This is a genomic window from Arenibacter algicola (assembly GCF_000733925.1).
Lineage (GTDB): Bacteria > Bacteroidota > Bacteroidia > Flavobacteriales > Flavobacteriaceae > Arenibacter > Arenibacter algicola.
Map to the genome: position 1 here is coordinate 945,018 of NZ_JPOO01000001.1, position 17,998 is coordinate 963,015.

At 39.6% G+C, this 17,998-nt stretch carries 15 protein-coding genes; 9 read left to right on the forward strand and 6 right to left on the reverse strand.

Going from position 1 to position 17,998, the window contains the following annotated elements:
- Positions 1–82: 82 nt before the first annotated feature.
- The 5 genes from clpP to U735_RS0104020 all read right to left on the reverse strand — a co-directional run bounded on the left by clpP (position 83) and on the right by U735_RS0104020 (position 4,470).
- A complete protein-coding gene (gene clpP, locus U735_RS0104000; RefSeq protein ID WP_031442587.1) occupies positions 83–763 on the reverse strand; it encodes an ATP-dependent Clp endopeptidase proteolytic subunit ClpP in 681 nt (226 codons plus the stop codon).
- Between the two features lie 142 nt (positions 764–905).
- Positions 906–2,228 (reverse strand): trigger factor, encoded by a 1,323-nt coding sequence (gene tig / locus U735_RS0104005; RefSeq protein ID WP_031442588.1) that lies wholly within the window; start codon positions 2,226–2,228, stop codon positions 906–908.
- Between the two features lie 98 nt (positions 2,229–2,326).
- Positions 2,327–2,677, reverse strand: a complete 351-nt coding sequence (locus U735_RS0104010) for a phage holin family protein (protein ID WP_031442589.1) — start codon at positions 2,675–2,677, stop codon at positions 2,327–2,329.
- A gap of 312 nt (positions 2,678–2,989) precedes the next feature.
- Positions 2,990–3,757 (reverse strand): alpha/beta fold hydrolase, encoded by a 768-nt coding sequence (locus tag U735_RS0104015; RefSeq protein WP_031442590.1) that lies wholly within the window; start codon positions 3,755–3,757, stop codon positions 2,990–2,992.
- Positions 3,757–4,470, reverse strand: coding sequence for a pyridoxine 5'-phosphate synthase (locus tag U735_RS0104020; protein WP_031442591.1), 714 nt, complete (start codon positions 4,468–4,470; stop codon positions 3,757–3,759). Before U735_RS0104020 ends, U735_RS0104015 begins: the two co-directional genes overlap by 1 nt.
- A gap of 290 nt (positions 4,471–4,760) precedes the next feature.
- Here U735_RS0104020 and U735_RS0104035 point away from each other — a divergent pair, with 290 nt between their 5' ends.
- The 7 genes from U735_RS0104035 to U735_RS0104065 all read left to right on the forward strand — a co-directional run bounded on the left by U735_RS0104035 (position 4,761) and on the right by U735_RS0104065 (position 11,968).
- Entirely contained in the window at positions 4,761–5,417 is a 657-nt protein-coding gene (locus U735_RS0104035; protein ID WP_031442592.1) for a CBS domain-containing protein, read from the forward strand.
- Between the two features lie 5 nt (positions 5,418–5,422).
- Positions 5,423–6,304 (forward strand): NAD kinase, encoded by an 882-nt coding sequence (locus U735_RS0104040; protein WP_031442593.1) that lies wholly within the window; start codon positions 5,423–5,425, stop codon positions 6,302–6,304.
- A 116-nt stretch (positions 6,305–6,420) separates the two neighbouring features.
- Entirely contained in the window at positions 6,421–7,107 is a 687-nt protein-coding gene (porG, locus tag U735_RS0104045; RefSeq protein WP_031442594.1) for a type IX secretion system protein PorG, read from the forward strand.
- A gap of 64 nt (positions 7,108–7,171) precedes the next feature.
- Positions 7,172–7,855 carry an isoprenyl transferase gene (locus U735_RS0104050; RefSeq protein WP_051891862.1) on the forward strand — a complete coding sequence of 228 codons (684 nt, stop codon included), beginning with the start codon at positions 7,172–7,174 and terminating at the stop codon, positions 7,853–7,855.
- A gap of 4 nt (positions 7,856–7,859) precedes the next feature.
- Entirely contained in the window at positions 7,860–10,439 is a 2,580-nt protein-coding gene (locus tag U735_RS0104055; RefSeq protein ID WP_031442596.1) for a BamA/OMP85 family outer membrane protein, read from the forward strand.
- A 105-nt stretch (positions 10,440–10,544) separates the two neighbouring features.
- Complete coding sequence (locus tag U735_RS0104060) at positions 10,545–11,384, forward strand: OmpH family outer membrane protein (RefSeq protein ID WP_031442597.1); 840 nt, start codon at positions 10,545–10,547, stop codon at positions 11,382–11,384.
- Between the two features lie 74 nt (positions 11,385–11,458).
- Positions 11,459–11,968, forward strand: a complete 510-nt coding sequence (locus tag U735_RS0104065; RefSeq protein WP_031442598.1) for an OmpH family outer membrane protein — start codon at positions 11,459–11,461, stop codon at positions 11,966–11,968.
- A gap of 239 nt (positions 11,969–12,207) precedes the next feature.
- On the opposite strand, the gene U735_RS0104070 is transcribed toward U735_RS0104065, so the two are convergent.
- Complete coding sequence (locus U735_RS0104070) at positions 12,208–15,255, reverse strand: PVC-type heme-binding CxxCH protein (RefSeq protein WP_034248249.1); 3,048 nt, start codon at positions 15,253–15,255, stop codon at positions 12,208–12,210.
- A 489-nt stretch (positions 15,256–15,744) separates the two neighbouring features.
- Here U735_RS0104070 and U735_RS0104080 point away from each other — a divergent pair, with 489 nt between their 5' ends.
- Both U735_RS0104080 and U735_RS0104085 read left to right on the forward strand, forming a co-directional pair.
- The gene (locus tag U735_RS0104080) at positions 15,745–16,926 is read left to right on the forward strand and encodes an alpha/beta hydrolase family protein (protein WP_034248002.1); all 1,182 of its coding nucleotides are present in this window, start codon (positions 15,745–15,747) and stop codon (positions 16,924–16,926) included.
- 151 nt (positions 16,927–17,077) lie between these two features.
- Positions 17,078–17,887, forward strand: a complete 810-nt coding sequence (locus U735_RS0104085) for a sulfurtransferase (protein WP_031442602.1) — start codon at positions 17,078–17,080, stop codon at positions 17,885–17,887.
- Positions 17,888–17,998 lie beyond the last annotated feature (111 nt).

Below are 17,998 nucleotides of genomic sequence, written 5' to 3' on the forward strand. Positions count from 1 at the left end.
TCAATAATAGTAACGAAATAATCCAAACTTTGGTGCATCCGTGTAGAATGTAACCTGGATTTTTCGATCCTTTTAGTCGTCACTAGTCTTTATCCCTTACCAAGATTTCATCGATCATTCCATAATCCTTGGCTTCATTTGCTTTCATCCAGTAATCCCTATCACTATCGTCACTTACTTTTTCAAGGGGTTGTCCGGAATGTTGTGCAATTATTTGGTACAATTCATCTTTAAGTTTTAGAATCTCCCTGGCCGTAATTTCAATATCACTTGCCTGTCCCTGTGCTCCGCCAAGTGGTTGATGTATCATTACCCTGGAATGGGTCAATCCACTGCGCTTACCTTTTTCTCCTGCACATAGGAGTACGGCTCCCATAGAGGCAGCCATTCCTGTACATATGGTGGCCACATCTGGTTTTATGAACTGCATGGTGTCATAAATTCCCAAACCGGCATAAACACTTCCACCTGGGGAATTGATATATATCTGTATGTCCTTGGAAGCATCGGTGCTTTCCAAAAATAATAACTGTGCTTGTACTATATTGGCAACTTGGTCATTGATCCCAGTTCCGAGAAAAATGATCCGGTCCATCATTAATCGTGAAAAAACATCCATTGCCACTGCATTTAGCTGTCTTTCTTCAATAATGTTGGGAGTAAGGTTGGTGGGGTACATACTACTTAAAATAGTATCGTAATACATGCTATTTATTCCCTGATGTTTAATAGCATAGTTTTTGAATTCTTTCCCGTAATCCATATTTTAATCAATAGTTTTATAAGATAAAAAAAGTGTCGAAAATCAACTCTTCGACACTGTAAATATACTTATTTTTAGTGAAACTTTATTTTATTGGCTCCTATAGCAGCGTATTTAAAATGTAAGGTTCAACTAATTTGAATTACCCGTATACTTCCTTAACAAAGTCTTCGTAAGTAACTTCTTTCGTTTTTAAATTTGCCTTTTCTTTATAAAGAGTCAAAAGCTTTTGGCTCATCAATTGTTCTGAAAGGCGTTTTACCTCTTCCTGGTTGGAAAGTACCCTTGCGGCAATATTGTCCAACTCCTCTTCTTTGGGGTTCAACTGGCCAAATTGTGCCATTTGCTGCTTAATAAAACCTTTTGCAAAATCCTTTAGCTCATCAAACTGAATCTGAATACCGTTTTCTTGAATAATCTTGCCTTCTATTAGTTGATAGCGCAGGCCTTTCTCCGATTTTTCAAATTCTTCGTTCGCTTCTTCTTCGGTCAATTGTTTTTCCCCGGTCATCTGAATCCACTTGGTCAAAAATTCCGTAGGAAGATCAAATTTGACGGTGTCTATAAAATGTTCGGTTACATCATTTAATAATTTCTGATCGGATTGTTGCTCAAATTGCTTTTCGGAATCTTCTTTGATTCGTTCTTTAAGCTCTTTTTCAGAGGTAACAACATCCTTCCCAAATAACTTGTCGAAAAGCTCTTGGTCTAATTTTGCTGGTTCCTTTTCGTTAATTTCCTCAATGGTGAAAGTAACTTCGATATCCAGTTTTTCTGATTTCTCACCATCGATACCCAAAGTGCTGCCCAATAAATAATCTTCCTTGAACAATCCTTTTGTCTTTAAGGTAACCACATCGCCCACTTTTTTGCCCAATAGGCTGTCAAGTGCTTTTTTGCTTTTTATTTTTTCGATCTCGATTACCGTCTTATTGTCTATTTCCTCTGCTTCGTTCTTGAAAACACCGTTTACATCATCCTTCTTCCCAATTTCCGTCTTGCTGATCAATTTCCCGTATTGTTTTTGGATACGTTCCACCTGCTCATCGATCATTTTTTTGTCAGCAATAATTTTGTAGTGCGTTATGGCTTTTTTCGACTTAAGGTCCACATTGAAATTAGGGGCAAGTCCCAATTCAAATTCGAATGCAAATTCTTCGGAATCCCAATTAAAGTTATCCTGTTGTTTTGGAAGTGGATTTCCTAGAACATCCAGCTTTTCTTCTGTAAGATATTTGTTGAGATTGTCTTGTAACAGTTTGTTTACCTCATCTACCAAAACGGCTTTTCCGTATTGTTTCTTGATCAATCCCATAGGCACCTGACCTTTTCTGAAACCTGGTATGTTTGCCTGTTTTCTGTAGTCCTTTAATATTGTTTCTACCTTATCGAAATAATCGTCCTTGGTTACCGCAACTTTTACTACTGCATTTAATTCGTCAATCTGCTCTTTAGTGATGTTCATTTCTATATCTAATTTTACTAAAATAAAATGGGATGCAAAAGTAGTACATTTTCTAATCTCCAACAAGTTTTTAAATTACTGAATGTCAAAAAGGTACCCTAGATATTTTTGTCGTCATTTAGAAATGAATAAAATATAGATTGCAGAAAGGAAAGCAAAAGGCTAAAAAGTAGCGCCCACCAAATATTATTTACCTGAAAGCCATCAATAAAGTAGTCGGCCAAAAGGATAATTATAGCGTTGATTATAAGCAGGAACAACCCTAAGGTAAGTATGGTAACGGGCAAGGTTAGGATGATCAGGATGGGTTTTACAATAAAATTCAGCAAACTTAGAACAATGGCTACTATAATGGCCGTGGTATAGGAGTCTACACCCACCCCAGGTAATATTTTTGCTAAAATAACAACTGCAACGGCACTCAGGAGAATTCTTAAAATCAGGTTCATGGTTTGCTTTCTTTTAGTTTATGGAATGTTCAATGAATGATATAATCCCCTTAAAAGTAAACATTTATTTTATTAGTGTAACTCAATTTTGAGAAGTCGGTAAGACGCACTGAAAATTGAAAGTTAAACTAATCCCGCCTTTTTCGGCGGGATCTAGGTTCAATACCTCGACCCTTGGGTCGATTCCTATTATTGGGTTCAGGGCCTGCCCTGAGGTTTAATACCTTTTATCTATCAAGAGGATATTTTCCTTTGTAATTAAGATTGGACATTGAACCTGCCAAAGGTTTTCGTTACGAATAAAGAAAGTGACTATTTGATAAATTGGATGGATTTTTCGTAAAACTGGCTTGGATTCTCGGCGTGAAGCCAATGCCCGGCCTTTTCTATTGTTTCAACCGTGGCCATTGGAAAATGCCTTTTTATAACAGCTAAATCATCTTGGGTTATATACTCCGATCGGTCTCCCCTTAAAAAAAGTGTTGGCCCGTTGTAGGTATCGGTAGACCCGATATTTTCGCCAATTTCCTCCATTTTTCCACTTAAAACTTCAAGATTGAAGCGAAAACCTAATACTCCCTTTTCTTCCCAATACAAATTCTTCAACAAAAACTGACGGATACCAACATTTTTGATGTATTTGGACAACTGTTCATCTGCGTCATTTCTTGAGCTTATGTTTCTAATATCCAAGGTGTTGAGTCCGTTTATAATATCTTGATGATGGGGCGGGTAAAATTTGGGGGCAATATCGGCCACAATGAGTTTTCTTGTCAATTGGGGATAGCGACAGGTAAAAAGCATGGCGGTTTTTCCTCCCATGGAGTGGCCAAGTATAGTGGCCTCGCCCAAATGATGGTAGTCCATGTATTGTTTTACATCCTCGGCCAACAAATCATAATTGAACTCGGAGGAATGAAAGCTTTTTCCGTGGTTGCGCAAATCCAGAAGGTGTACTTCAAAGCCCTCTTCAGCATATTTGGACCCCATGGATTTCCAATTGTCGGACATACCCAAAAAACCATGTAGGATGATAATAGGTTGTCCTTCCCCTAAAATGTTGGAATGCAATACCGGCATTATTTTAATTTGTTTAGGTACATATTAATTACATTTTCCAGGCCTAGATACAAGGATTCGCATATAAGGGCATGACCAATGGAAACTTCTAGCAGGTGGGGTACGTTTTCTTTGAAATATTTTATATTGTCCAAACTAAGGTCGTGTCCTGCATTTATGCCCAAGCCTAATTGGTGGGCCGCTTTTGCAGCTTCGGTAAAAGCTAAAACCCCCTTCTTGTTTCCTTTGGCATATTCGTGGGCATAGCTTTCGGTATATAGTTCAATGCGGTCGGTACCTGTCAATGCGGCACCTTGGACCATTTCGATATTGGCGTCCACAAAAATAGAAGTCCTTATGCCATTGCTTTTAAATGTTGATATTACCTCTTTTAGAAAATCCTTATGTTTTACAGTGTCCCATCCAGCGTTGGACGTAATGGCATCTACGGCATCGGGGACTAGGGTGACTTGTGTGGGTTTTACCTCCAATACCAAATCCATAAAGGATTGAATGGGGTTTCCTTCTATATTGAATTCGGTGCGCACCAATTTCTTTAAATCCCTTGCATCCTGGTATTTAATATGTCTTTCATCGGGTCTTGGATGTATGGTTATACCTTGTGCCCCGAAATCTTCAATATCTTTGGCTACTTTTAACAGGTCGGGTACGTTTCCTCCGCGCGAATTTCTTAATGTTGCAATTTTATTTACATTAACGCTAAGCTTTGTCATAGGATTTTGGTATGTTTAAAAAGCAAAAATACAAATTAGGCATACCTTTTGCTGATTTTATTATGAAGAATTCGTTTGCAGAGCAAGGTTGTTTCCCTAGTGGAAAATTATAGTTAACTAGGTTTAGTTGGTTTTTGGGGACTTTTGGGTGGAATTGGTTTGGGGTATTCCTAATTTAACCGGATTGTTTTTTAATAGCCCGCAAAAGCTAGGTCTTTTTGAAAATAATACTTAGGAAGATTCGGGTTCTTAGAAATTTTTATTAGTATTTTGCGTTATAATATGAAGTTATGAATATTCAAAACAACATAATTGCCACATTGCCGATTTTTAAAGTGGGTGATCCTTTGAAAAAAGTGATCAAATTCTTTAATGAATCTACCTATTCCCATGTTGCCGTGGTGGAGGGGAATGTTTTTATTGGTGTTTTGGATGAAAATGATCTTGATAATTATGAAAAGGATAAGAAGATAGAGGATTACCGATATACCTTGGAAACCTTTTTTGTCCATAAGGAAACCTCTTGGCTTGATGTCCTGGAAATATTTTCGAAGAACGAGGCGAATCTTTTGCCTGTCTTGGATAATGACGGCCTTGTCTTGGGGTATTATGATCTTATAGATATTGTTGATGAGTTTATAGATACGCCATTTTTTACAGAGCCTGGAGGAATACTAGTATTGGCCAAGGGTCTAAAGGACTACTCTTTTAGCGAAATTGCCCAAATTGTGGAAAGTAACAATGTAAAACTGATTGGCGGGTTTATTACAGATATTCGCAATGACGTTATCCAGATCACCATTAAAATTGGGACTACACATTTAAATGAAATTATACAGTCTTTTAGAAGGTATAACTACACTATACTCTACGGAAATAACGACGATCAATTTATTGAGGATTTAAAACAGAGGTCTGATTATTTGGATAAATATCTAAATGTTTAACTCTTATGAAAGTTGCCATTTACGGACTTACCTGCCAGAATAACGTATTGGATTGCATTGTGGAGCTGTTGGACGAACTTCACAAAGAAAATGCCCAAATCTACTTTGAAAAAGGATTTTACAACTTAATCATGGCCAAGCGTAATGTGGGCGAATTTCCCATATTTACCGACTCTAAAGGCCTTGATGCCAGTTTTGATATGTTTGTGAGTTTTGGTGGCGATGGCACCATTTTAAGGGCTACGACCTATGTTCGTGACCTGGGAATACCTATTGTAGGTGTTAATACGGGTAGACTGGGATTTTTATCCACATTTAGGAAAGAAGATGTGCGCAAGGTGGTAAAAGAATTCGTTTCTGGGGCATATACCATTGTAGAGCGCAGTCTGGTGGAGGTAAGTGTGCAATCCGATATTCCCGAATTTAAGACCTTGAACTTCGCTTTGAATGAGATTACAGTAAGCAGGAAAGATACGACCTCCATGATTACTGTAGAAACGCATTTGAACGATGAATATTTAACTTCCTATTGGGCGGATGGCTTGATAGTGGCAACGCCTACGGGATCTACCGGGTATTCACTTAGCTGTGGTGGGCCTGTTATTGCGCCAACGGCCAAATCCTTGATACTTACTCCTATTGCACCTCATAACCTAAATGCAAGACCCTTGGTAATTTCGGATGATACTGTTATAAGGCTCAAGGTTTCCGGGAGGGAAGAAAGTCATTTGGTGTCTTTGGATTCCAGGATAGCAACCGTGGCCAGTGGCAAGGAGATTTTTATCAAAAAAGCTCCATTTACCATTAAAATGATCGAATATACCTCTGAAAGTTTTCTAAAAACACTACGAAATAAATTATTGTGGGGCGAAGACAAGCGTAATTGATTGTTTTTGCGCGACAATAAAAAGGAACAAAATCTGTTTATCAAGTGAGAACATGAATGTAATAATTTACTAGTCTAAACTATTGAAATTGTTATATTTGCAAACTTTTATAAATAATGAGGTTATTTTTTGCGGCAATTCTTCTTTTCATTTTTAATGAAATAAAGGGACAAACATACGAGATTGGCCTATTTGCGGGTGGTACCAATAATATTGGGGATGTTGGAAGATCCAATTTTATTTTACCTTCGGGTCCTGCTTTTGGTGGTTTGTTTAAATGGAACAAGAGTAAGCGCTATGCTTGGAGGGCCAGTATTATTTATGGAGAATTTACAGCGGATGATTCCAAATCGGACATACCGTCCCGACAACAACGGAATTTTATTATGGACAATAGTGTTCTGGAGGCGTCCGCAGGTTTGGAGTTTAATTTTGTAGAATATAATTTGCATCGGTTGGGGCCGGCATTTACACCTTATCTATATACGGGTGTTACCTATTTTAGATATGGATACCATTATTTTGATGCGGCGCAATTGCAGGATATTGGACAGAAAGATGGCTCTTTTGCCGTGCCTATGACGGTCGGAGCCAAATTAAGGATTAGTCAGTTCTTTATTGTTGGAGCTGAAATAGGGGCCAGATATACCTTTACGGACAATTTGGATGCCAGTAATCCGGAAGGTTCCAATTATGAAGAATTTAGATTTGGAAATATATTTAGTGATGATTGGTATGTGTTCTCCGGGGTTACGTTAACGTATACCTTTGGAAGAAAACCTTGTATGGATTGCTTTCAGTAGTGTTAAAAATAATAGTTTGGAAGAATTAAAGATCAAATCATTGCCGAGACACTTAGCCATAATTATGGATGGTAATGGGAGATGGGCAAAAGAAAAAGGAAAATTAAGGGTTTTTGGCCATGAACAAGGGGTGAAAACCGTTAGGAGAACTGTGGAGGACTGTGCTAGAATGGGGTTGGAGTTTCTTACTTTATACACTTTTTCCACCGAGAATTGGAACAGGCCCAAATTGGAAGTGGATACTTTAATGCGGTTATTGGTTTCTTCGCTTAAAAAGGAATTGAAAACCTTGAATAATAATAATATTAAGTTAAATACCATTGGCAATATAGCTTCCTTGCCAAATAGTGCGCACAAGGAATTGTTGGATGTAATGGAGAAAACTAGTGGCAATACCGGCATGACTTTAACGCTTGCCCTTAGTTATGGGTCTCGGGAAGAGATAAAAAATGCCGTACAACAGATATGTGTCAAAGTTAAAAATAATATAATTTCTCCCGAAAATATTGACGAAACCATTATTAATAACCATCTTTACACGCAAAATTTACCAGACGTAGACTTGTTGATCCGTACCAGTGGAGAGCATAGGATCAGTAATTTCTTACTATGGCAAATTGCATATGCGGAATTGTATTTTATTGATGTATTTTGGCCGGATTTTTCGGAACAGCATTTATTGGAAGCCATTAAAAATTACCAGAACAGAGAACGAAGATTTGGAAAAACTAGCGAACAACTCACCTAGCGGCATGAATAGGTTCATGTCCCTTGAACTTTTTATTACACTTTTATCCTTAATTTTTACTACAGTTATCTCTGCACAGGATACCTCCTATGAAGATGGTAAACGTTATATACTTGGAGGATTGGAAGTTACCGGATTACAAAGTTACAATGAACAGACTGTAAAGACCTATACGGGTTTAAGGATAGGGCAGCCCATTACCGTTCCAGGCGATGAAATAAGCGCCGTCATTAACAAACTATGGGGCTTGGAGCTGTTTACGGATATAAGTTTCTATATTACGAATATTGAAGGTGAGAATGTATTTCTTGAATTAAATATCATAGAAAGGCCAACACTTTCCAATGTAACCGTGTACGGGGTTAAGAAAAGAAAGATAGATGAAATCTTAAAGGATACCGATCTAAAAAAAGGGAAGAAGATAACCGAGAGTTTGATTGCCAATTCCAAAAATTATATCCAGAACAAATACAAGAAGAAAGGATACCTTAATGCCAAGGTTACCATTGCTACTGCAAAGGATACTACAGATGCCAATACACAGGCAATGGTCATTAATGTTAAACAGGGAGATAAGGTTAAGATCAACGATATTGTTTTTGAAGGAAACGAGCAGTTGTCCGACAAACAGCTTAGCAAGGCCTTGAAAAAAACCAAGCAAAGAAAATTCTACCGTTTTTGGAAGAAATCCAAATATATTCAGGAGGATTACAAAAATGATTTGGTTTCCCTTGTGGATAAATATGCCGAAAAGGGTTTTAGGGATGCACGTATTATTTCCGATACCTTTGTTAAGGTTTCTGATGATCTCATCGATTTGAAGATCAAGGTAGAGGAGGGAGACAAATACTATTTTGGGGATATAGATTTCGTTGGGAATACGGTGTATTCGGACCGTCAATTGGCCCAAATGCTCGGGATCAAAAAAGGGGATACCTATAATGGGGTGTTGCTGCGCAAGCGAATAGCCGATGATAGCAAACCCGATGCCGATGACCTGACCAATATGTACCAAAATTACGGATATCTGTTTTCCAGTATCAATCCTGTAGAAATCTCTGCCGAGAATGATACCATTAATTTTGAAATCAGGATTATTGAGGGCAAGGAGACTTTCTTGGATCACGTTACCGTAATAGGTAATGACAAGACCAATGACCATGTTATTTTTAGGGAGTTGCGTACTAGACCTGGGCAACGATATAGCAAAGCTGACATTATTAGAAGTATCAGGGAATTGGGACAATTGGGATTCTTTGATGCGGAACAAATAAAGCCGGATATCCAAAACCCTGATCCAAATGCAGGAACAGTAGATATAGCCTATAACTTGGTGGAAGCTGGCTCCAGCCAGATCGAGCTCCAAGGGGGTTATGGTGGTGGTGGTTTTATTGGTACATTGGGACTGTCCTTTAGTAACTTCTCTATGAAGAATTTATTTAAAGGGGAAGCTTATAAGCCGGTTCCTATGGGAGATGGGCAAACCTTTGCCCTGCGTTTGCAGGCCAGTAGGACCTATAGGGTTTATAGTTTAAATTTCTCCGAGCCATGGTTGGGAGGTAAAAAACCGGTTAGGTTCAATATGTCCTTATCCCGCACCCAACAGTTTTATTATAACCCCTATGTAAGTAGCAAGCCAGATAAAAGCAAGCAGTTTTCCATTACTGGAATTACGGCAGGTTTGGCAAAAAGGGTACAGTGGCCAGATGATTACTTTACCATTTCCCACTCTATAGGATATCAGCTATACAATTTTCAGGATTATAATTTAGGGCTTTTCAATTTTGGAAATGGAAAATCCAACTCTATAGCATACACCCTGGGAATATCTAGAAATGCTATGGATGGGGGGCGTATTTATCCAAGATCGGGATCTAATTTTGAGCTGACGGCCAAGTTTACACCTCCTTTTTCCTTATTCAATAATATAGACTATAAACAACTCAATGAAGATCAAGAAACAGCCGTTGAGGAATTGGATAGTGACGAAATAGAACGAATAGATCAAGAACGCTTTAGGTGGTTGGAATTCTATAAAGTTAACTTTAAGGGTGATTGGTATACTACTTTGGTAGATAAATTGGTTTTGAGGACCAATGCCGAATTTGGATTTTTGGGAAGTTATAACGAAGATGTAGGAAAGGTTCCTTTTGAAAGATTTTATGTTGGTGGGGACGGTATGGGTACTTACACTTTGGATGGTAGGGATGTTATTGCTTTAAGAGGGTATGAGAATCAATCCTTAACACCTTATAGTACGGATCCATTAAGTGGAGGACAAGTACAGGATGGTGGAGTTGTTTATAATAAATATTCCTTGGAGTTAAGATATCCCTTGACCTTAAAACCGTCTGCTTCCATTTATGGGCAGGTATTTTTAGAGGCAGGAAATGCCTTCAACAATTTTCAAGACTTTAATCCGTTTGAGTTAAAAAGATCTGCCGGAGTGGGGCTACGTATTTTTATGCCAGCATTTGGATTATTGGGAATTGATTTTGGATATGGATTTGATCAAGATTATAACCCCAATTCATCAGGACCTAGCGGTTGGCAAACCCACTTCATCATTGGACAACAGTTTTAATATATAGAAATTTGCAATTGTTTTATATGTTAAATGGTTCATTCTAAAATATTTAGTTATTTTGGCACGATATTTTCTATAGTATAAAAAGAAGATAGCATGGGAATTAAATCAAAAGTACTTTTGTTTCTAGTTGTAACTATGTTTGCTGCTACAATTTCGGCTCAAAGGACAATTAGGATAGGTTATGTGGATATGGAATATATCCTGGAGAATGTAGAGGAGTACAGGGAGGCCAATGAGCAATTGGCGGCCAAGGTGCAGAAATGGAAATTGGAACTGGATAAGGAGAAGGGGGTAATTGATCAGATGAAGAAGGATTTAATGGCAGAGAAAGTGCTGTTAACGGAGGAATTGATTTCCGAAAGGCAAGAAGAGATCCAAATCTTGGAAAAGGAGATGTTCGATTATCAACAGGATAGATTTGGTCCGGAAGGAGATCTGGTGCTTCAGAAAAGAAGATTGATACAACCAATTCAAGATCAGGTTTTCAATGAGGTGCAGAAAATAGGTGCAAATAAAAAATATGATTTTATTTTTGATAAATCGGCAGATGTTGTAATGTTGTATTCCGAGAAAAGACACGATATTAGCGATCTTGTTTTAAGGGGGATTTCGAGGACTAGAAAAATAAGCGCACCTAGGAATAAGCAGAATGCCAGAAATAGTTTCGAAGATATAGAGGATGAGGATACGGAAGAAATTATTAGTGATGCCATTTTAGAACGTCAAGAGAGGGCAAAGCAGGCGGAAGAGGCAAGGACGAAGACTGCAGAGGAAAACCGGGCAGAGCAGCTCAGGATTCGTGAGGAACGTAAAAAGGCATATGAAGAGAGAAGGAAAAAGTTGTTGGAAGAAAGGGAAGCCAAAAGGAAGAAGGAATTAGAGGAAAGAAGTAACAAAAACGACTCGGAAGAAGAGGAAAGTACAAAGGACGAAGAATAATTAAATTAAGCTTAAACCAAATTACATTTATATAACTAAATCTTTAAATTAACACTCAAACATTAATTAAAATCATGAAACAAATTAAAAAAATAGCAGTAGCCATAGTTTTGTTCGTAGCAGCTACTAGTTTTGTTAATGCACAGGCGAAAATTGCACATATAGATGTACAGAAATTGTTGTCTGAAATGCCGGAGATGAAAGCAGCCGAAGCGGAACTTAAGAAATTACAGGAAACGTATAGGGCGGATATTGAAAGTTCCATGACCGAACTTCAAAATAAGTATACCCAATATAAAAATGAGTCATCTTCAAAGTCTGAAGAGGAAAATCAGAAAAGAGCTTTGGAATTACAAGGTTTTGAGAAAAATATTGGGGAGGCACAACAGACTGCCCAACAAGAATTACAAAAGAAACAAGGAGAACTTTTAGGCCCTATCACCGAAAAGGCCAAAAAGGCAATCGAGTCTGTGGCAGCCGCCCAAGGAATTGATTACGTTATGGATGCTACCCAAGGTAGTGGACTTATCGTAGCCAAAGGGAAAGATATTTTGCCAGAGGTTAAGAAGCAATTAGGGTTCTAATCCAGCAATAAAATTTTATAATGAAGAGGCCGTCCAATTTCTATTGGACGGCCTCTTTGTGTGTAGGAGTCGCGAGTCTGCCTCGCCGTCAGGCAGGCCTGCCTTAGTCGGCCAGACTGGTGTCAGACTTCGTGCCTATAAAGATTACTCCCCCTCCTTGGGGTCCACGCACGCAATTGCGATTAAATTACTCCCCCCTCCTTGGGAGGGGGGGAGGTCCATTTCAAGGAGATTTATTGTTATTCCGTTGTTACCTTTAGGGTTTCTAAATAGGCTACCAAATCTACCAAGTCTTCCTCCGGCATAATATTGGCCAAGCCTTCTGTCATTAGTGATTGTTCCAGGGCGTCCTGTTCGCTTATATCCTGCAATTCCAAGATCTTTTGGGTGCCTCCCATCATTTTTATGGTTATTTCATCCTCTGTCCTGCTTAAGATGTATCCTTTATAAGTTTTTCCATCTTTCATTTTAAAAGAGTAACCTTCAAAACCAAAATTGATTCCAGCACTGGGATATATAATATTGGAGTATAAAAATTGCTTCGAAAGTTTATTGCCTATATCGGATAATTCCGGTCCAAATTCAATTCCTGTACCTGCAGCCATATGACAGGAACTGCAATAGGTGGCGTAAACTTCCTTCCCGTGGGTAGCATTGCCCTTGCGTTCTACCAATTTGGAAATATCCAGGGCTCCATCCCCTTGAGCGGTTAAGAATTTAGGGGCATTGGTTCTTATCTCATTGTTCCAGCTGGTCATAAGTTTTAGGACTGTTGTTGTTTTAAATTCTTCCGCCAATCTGTCCTCCTTTAACATTTGGTATAATTCCTCCTGCCCGGATCCAGTATTACCCAGTGTTTCTATCATTTTTCTGGTAAGTGCATGACCTAATTCCTGGGAGGAAATATTCTCTTTTAGCAGTGCAATGGCCGTTGGATTGGATATTCCGCTTAGTCTCTCCAATATAACCATCTTGGAAGATTCCGGTGCTTGGGAATGAAGGAACGTGCCTATCAATGTGGCCCCCTCATTATTGAGAAGAAGGTTGGCGGCTTCCTTGCCAATATCAGTGTTGGACCCGTTGGCCAATACGCGAAACAGGGCCTCATTCTGGTTTTTTAACTCCAAGTTTTTGATGGCCATGATCCATTCCGGTGTTCCTTCAATTTTGGGAAGCACTTCTTTGACCAATTTAATATTTTTGGGCGAACTAGATACAAATTTGGCGTCCACTTGCCCTATAGCGTATGCCTGAATTTGGTTTTTAAGGGGATGGCTCCAAGTAAGCATGTCCATTAGGTAACTGTTTTTGCTAGGGTGATCTTTAAAATTGAGGGCCCTAAAATAGGAAGCTAATTTGGTAGATTGCACCTTCTGATCTTTGATTAGAGATACCAACATAGGAACCGATTCTTTGGCCCGGATGCGCCACACTATTTCTTTTCCGGCCTCACTTTGCCAGTTTTCCCCAACATTGCTTTTCCATGCATTAAAGTATAGTTCAGGAAATTTATCCGCCCCAATACCCAGGGCTTCCAAATACCATCTGTCACCAGTAGTATGCTTAGCGGCTAAATGGGCCCATTGTTCGGCTGCTGTTTCGGTACCTATAAATCTTAGTGCAATGGCTACTTCCCTTCTGACTTGTGCCGATTTATCGTCTGCTAAAAGGGATAAGTATTTCTCCAGATTTTCTGTGCCTTTAAGTCTTGCCATTCGGATGCCCTGCATTCTATATTTGGGGTCTTCATCCATTAATGCTATTTCTATATAGTCGTTGCTTTTGGTAGGGATATACGAACCGATCCACAATGCCCGGGCTTTGGCTATACCCCCTTGGGCAATTAATTCGGATAAAAGGGGTTGGGCAGCTTCGCCCATGGAATGCAATTTTTGCCAAGATTGATAAAAGATGTCCATGTTTCCGGAAAGAAGTCCTTTAACCGCTCCATCTTGCGTCTTGGGGTCTATAGCAACTGGTCTATATTCCGGGGAAGTGGACAATCGGTAAATTCTTCCCCGTGCAATGTCTTCCGCCTTGTGTCCGCCAACGCCCCCATCATACCAATCGGAAATAAAAAGGGAGCCGTCGGGTGCAATGGTAACATCGTCCGGCCTAAACCAATTGTCTTTACTCTTTACCAGATTTTCAATTTTAGCGGAATAACCCGCTTCTGATTCGCTTATAATATAAGCACGGACCACATTATGGCCGGGTTCGGCATGTATGGGCTGGTTTTGAAATTTTTGAGGCAACATATTGTCCTCATAAAAAAGGATGCCACATGGGGATCCGGATCCGGTCTGTAGCAAATTGGGGACGGTTCCCGGGTCGTTTAAATGCCAATGCCTTTTGGGGATGTCGTTATCCCATCCTGTTCTTCTCTCCCGCCAGCTTGCACCCGACAACAAATCCCTATATCCATAATTGCCATATTCCATAACATAGTTTATTCGCGTCCCCCTATTGCCGTCATCATCATTGTCAGATTGCCATAAACCGCCATAAGAATCAATAGTAATTTCATATGGGTTCCTAAAATTATGCCCTAAAACCTCCAGATTGGTTCCGTCCATATTCATTCTAAAAGCCATCCCTTCCCTGTAGGGCTGGCCATCCGCCAATATTTTTTGACCATGCATGTCCATAACGGCCTCGCCATTTTTGTCCAATAATTGCTTGCCATTGTTGCCGAAGTTGAAATAAAGTCTACCATCTGGGCCAAAGACAAAAGCATGTACCCCGTGGTCGTGGTCTACCCCTTCTATGCCTTGGAAGAGTATTTCTTTTGAATCCGGTACATCATCCCCGTCCTCGTCGGTAAAGATGAAAACCTTGGGACTAACCGATATGATAACCTTATTTCCCAATACGGCTATGCCCAAAGCTGCATTGATGTCCTCTCCTTGGTAGAACACCTTGGAAGTATCGGCTTTGCCATCTCCATCGGTGTCTTCAAGAATTAGGATGCGATCCCCGCTATCGTCATAGGTATTATCAGGATTGGCGAACAATCTGTAATTCCGCGCTTCACAGACCCATATTCTACCTTTGGCATCTATGGCCATATTGGTAGGGTTTGTGACCATAGGTTCCGAAGCAAATAGCCCAAGATTTAATCCTTCCGCTACCTCCATGGAGGCCAGGGCAAACTCGGGATTTCTTTTTTCCTGTTCTGAAAGCGATAGAAAATCAATATTTGCTTTTGGTTGGTCCTTGCAGGAAGAAAAGCTGCCCAGGGCCATAATAATTACCAAAGTTTTGGTGGCAATTTGGTTTTGAAACATATGAACGTTTTTGGTTGTCCCACAATTTACCAAAAAAACTGGCATTAATTTAAAATAATGTTATAGTGTTTCGGTGGGGAATGCCCCAAAGTTTACTCGATAATCGAGATTATAATGCACCGCCGCTTGCCTGCCCGTTCCTGCATAGGCGGGCCTGCCCGTTATCCGTTCGGGCGTCGAAATCCAAAATAAGGGTTCTTTCAATGCTTCGCGGTCCTCCCTTTGTGTGCAGACAGGCTTGCCCCGAAGTAGTTTGCTTAAAATTTACTTTATTAAAGCAGTTGCCTATTGACGATTGGGAGGGGGTAATTGAACTTGACATTAAAATAATGAAAACAATGGAGGAAAAACAGTATTTTAGTTAGCAGGAAAATTCAGGGAATGCACATAGAATAAGCAGGTTTTTTAGCTGGATGGCATAGACCGTAATCTTGCCTATTAGTTATTGGATAATTCATAAATTAAAGCAACTATTAACTTTTGAAATAGATGAAAAAATTACTCGGACTTATTGCAATTTCATTTTTTGGTTTAACCGTTTATGGTCAGGATAACATGTTGTGTGTTGGAAGTTATTGGACAGAGGATGAGGCAAATATTGTGATGAAAAAATTTGCCTCTGAATGGAACGACTTGGAGTCCTGGGAACAAAGGGCGTTAAGAATTAAAAAGGGTATTACAGATGGTATGCAACTGGATAAAATGCCGAAAATAACGGGCAATTTTAATCCCATTATCAGAAATACCAGGATTATGGAAGGTTATATTGTAGAAAATATTGCCATTGAGAGCTTTCCAGGTTTCTTTGTTACTGGCAACCTGTATAGGCCTGCCGAAGAAAAGGGCAAGTATGCGGCCATTCTTAGTCCCCATGGCCATATGAAGGATAAAAGGTATACAGATTACATTCAGTGGCGTTGTGCTGCTTTGGCGAGAATGGGAGCGGTAGTTTTTGCCTATGATATGGTGGGTTATGCGGAAAGTACCCAAGTAAACCACAAAATGCCAATCGCCCTCTTATTGCAGACCTGGAACAGTAAACGCGTATTGGAATATTTGCTTTCCAGACCCGATGTGGATTCGGAACGGGTAGGGATGACAGGAGCCTCTGGAGGCGGTACCCAAACCTTTGTTTTAACAGCTATAGATGATCGAATAAAGGTAGCTGCACCTGTAGTACAGGTTTCTGCCCACTTTTTTGGAGGATGTGTTTGTGAGAGTGGAATGCCAATACACAAAAGTGCCGACCACCAAACCAATAATGTGGAGATAGCGGCCCTTTGCGCCCCAAGACCTTTATTATTGGTGTCAGATGGTTCCGACTGGACAAGAAACACACCAAGAATAGAGTATCCTTACATACAAAAGGTATATGCCCTATATGATGCAGAACATAAAGTGGAAAATGTTCATCTACCGGCCGAAAGACACGATTACGGATATAATAAAAGAACGGCTCTCTACAATTTCTTTGACCACCATCTTGATCTTAACGCCGGAAAAATACCTTATGCTGAGGGTTATAAGGAAGATTTTGTTACTATTTTGCCCCCGGAAGATTTGATGGTTTTTGGCAAGGATAGTCTTAGGCCCAAGAATGCCCTGGAGGGAGATGAGGCGGTTATGGCGTATTTGAAAATAAAAGGTATTCAACCTCAGGGCAAGCCCTGAACCCAATAATAGGAATCGACCCAAGGGGCGAGGTATTGAACCTAGATCCCGCCGAAAAAGGCGGGATTAGTACAACTTACAATTTTCAGTGCGTCTTACTGACTTCTCAAAATTGAGTTTCACTAATAAAAGTAGATTAAAATATATGGAAATGAATGGAATGATAGTATCGGCAGATTGGCTTAACGATAATTTGGAAATGCCCGATATCATAATTTTGGATGTGCGTTTACGCTATGTTCCAGCATCGTCCGAATTAGATGACCTTAGGGTAAAGGGGGCTCGTATTTTTGATCTTGAAAACGATTTTAGTGATAAAAACAGCCAGTTCCCCAATACGCTTCCAAGTCAGGACCATTTTGAACAGTCCTGTAGAAAATTGGGAATTAATAAATCCAGTAAGATTGTGGTCTATGATCATTTTGGAATTTATGTGAGTCCCAGGGCATGGTGGATGTTTAAGGTTATGGGTCTTCAGAATGTTAGTGTTTTGGACGGAGGGTTTCCGGAATGGAAGATAGCGGGATATGCAACGGAAAAAGTAATTGGACTGAAGTTTGAAATGGGTAATTTTAAAGCAGATTTCAATCCTGATATGGTGGTGAACTTTGAGGGGATAAGCGAAAATCTGAAAAGCAGAAAGGCTCTGGTCATAGATGCCCGTTCCTCCGATCGTTTTCATGGCCTTGTTCCGGAACCGAGGAAAGAATTGAGAAGGGGGAATATTCCGAACTCCATTAATATCCCTTATGAAACTGTTCTTAAAGATGGAAAGTTTAAATCCCAAAACGAGTTGAAAGAAGTTTTTGATGATTTGGAATCGGAAGAGAGGCCGTTGGTGTTTAGTTGTGGATCCGGGGTTACGGCATGCATTGTTCTAATGGCAAGCGAAATGAGCTTAAAGAACGAAAATAAGGTTTACGATGGTTCATGGACCGAATATGCGCAAATAGCGGATTAATTTTTACAGACATGCCCAAAATAATTATTCCAGTGGCCTAATAGATCTTTTAGGGTGTAACACTGGCTAGTGGAATTATATAATTTTTGTATTTTGCTCCGAAATAGTTTC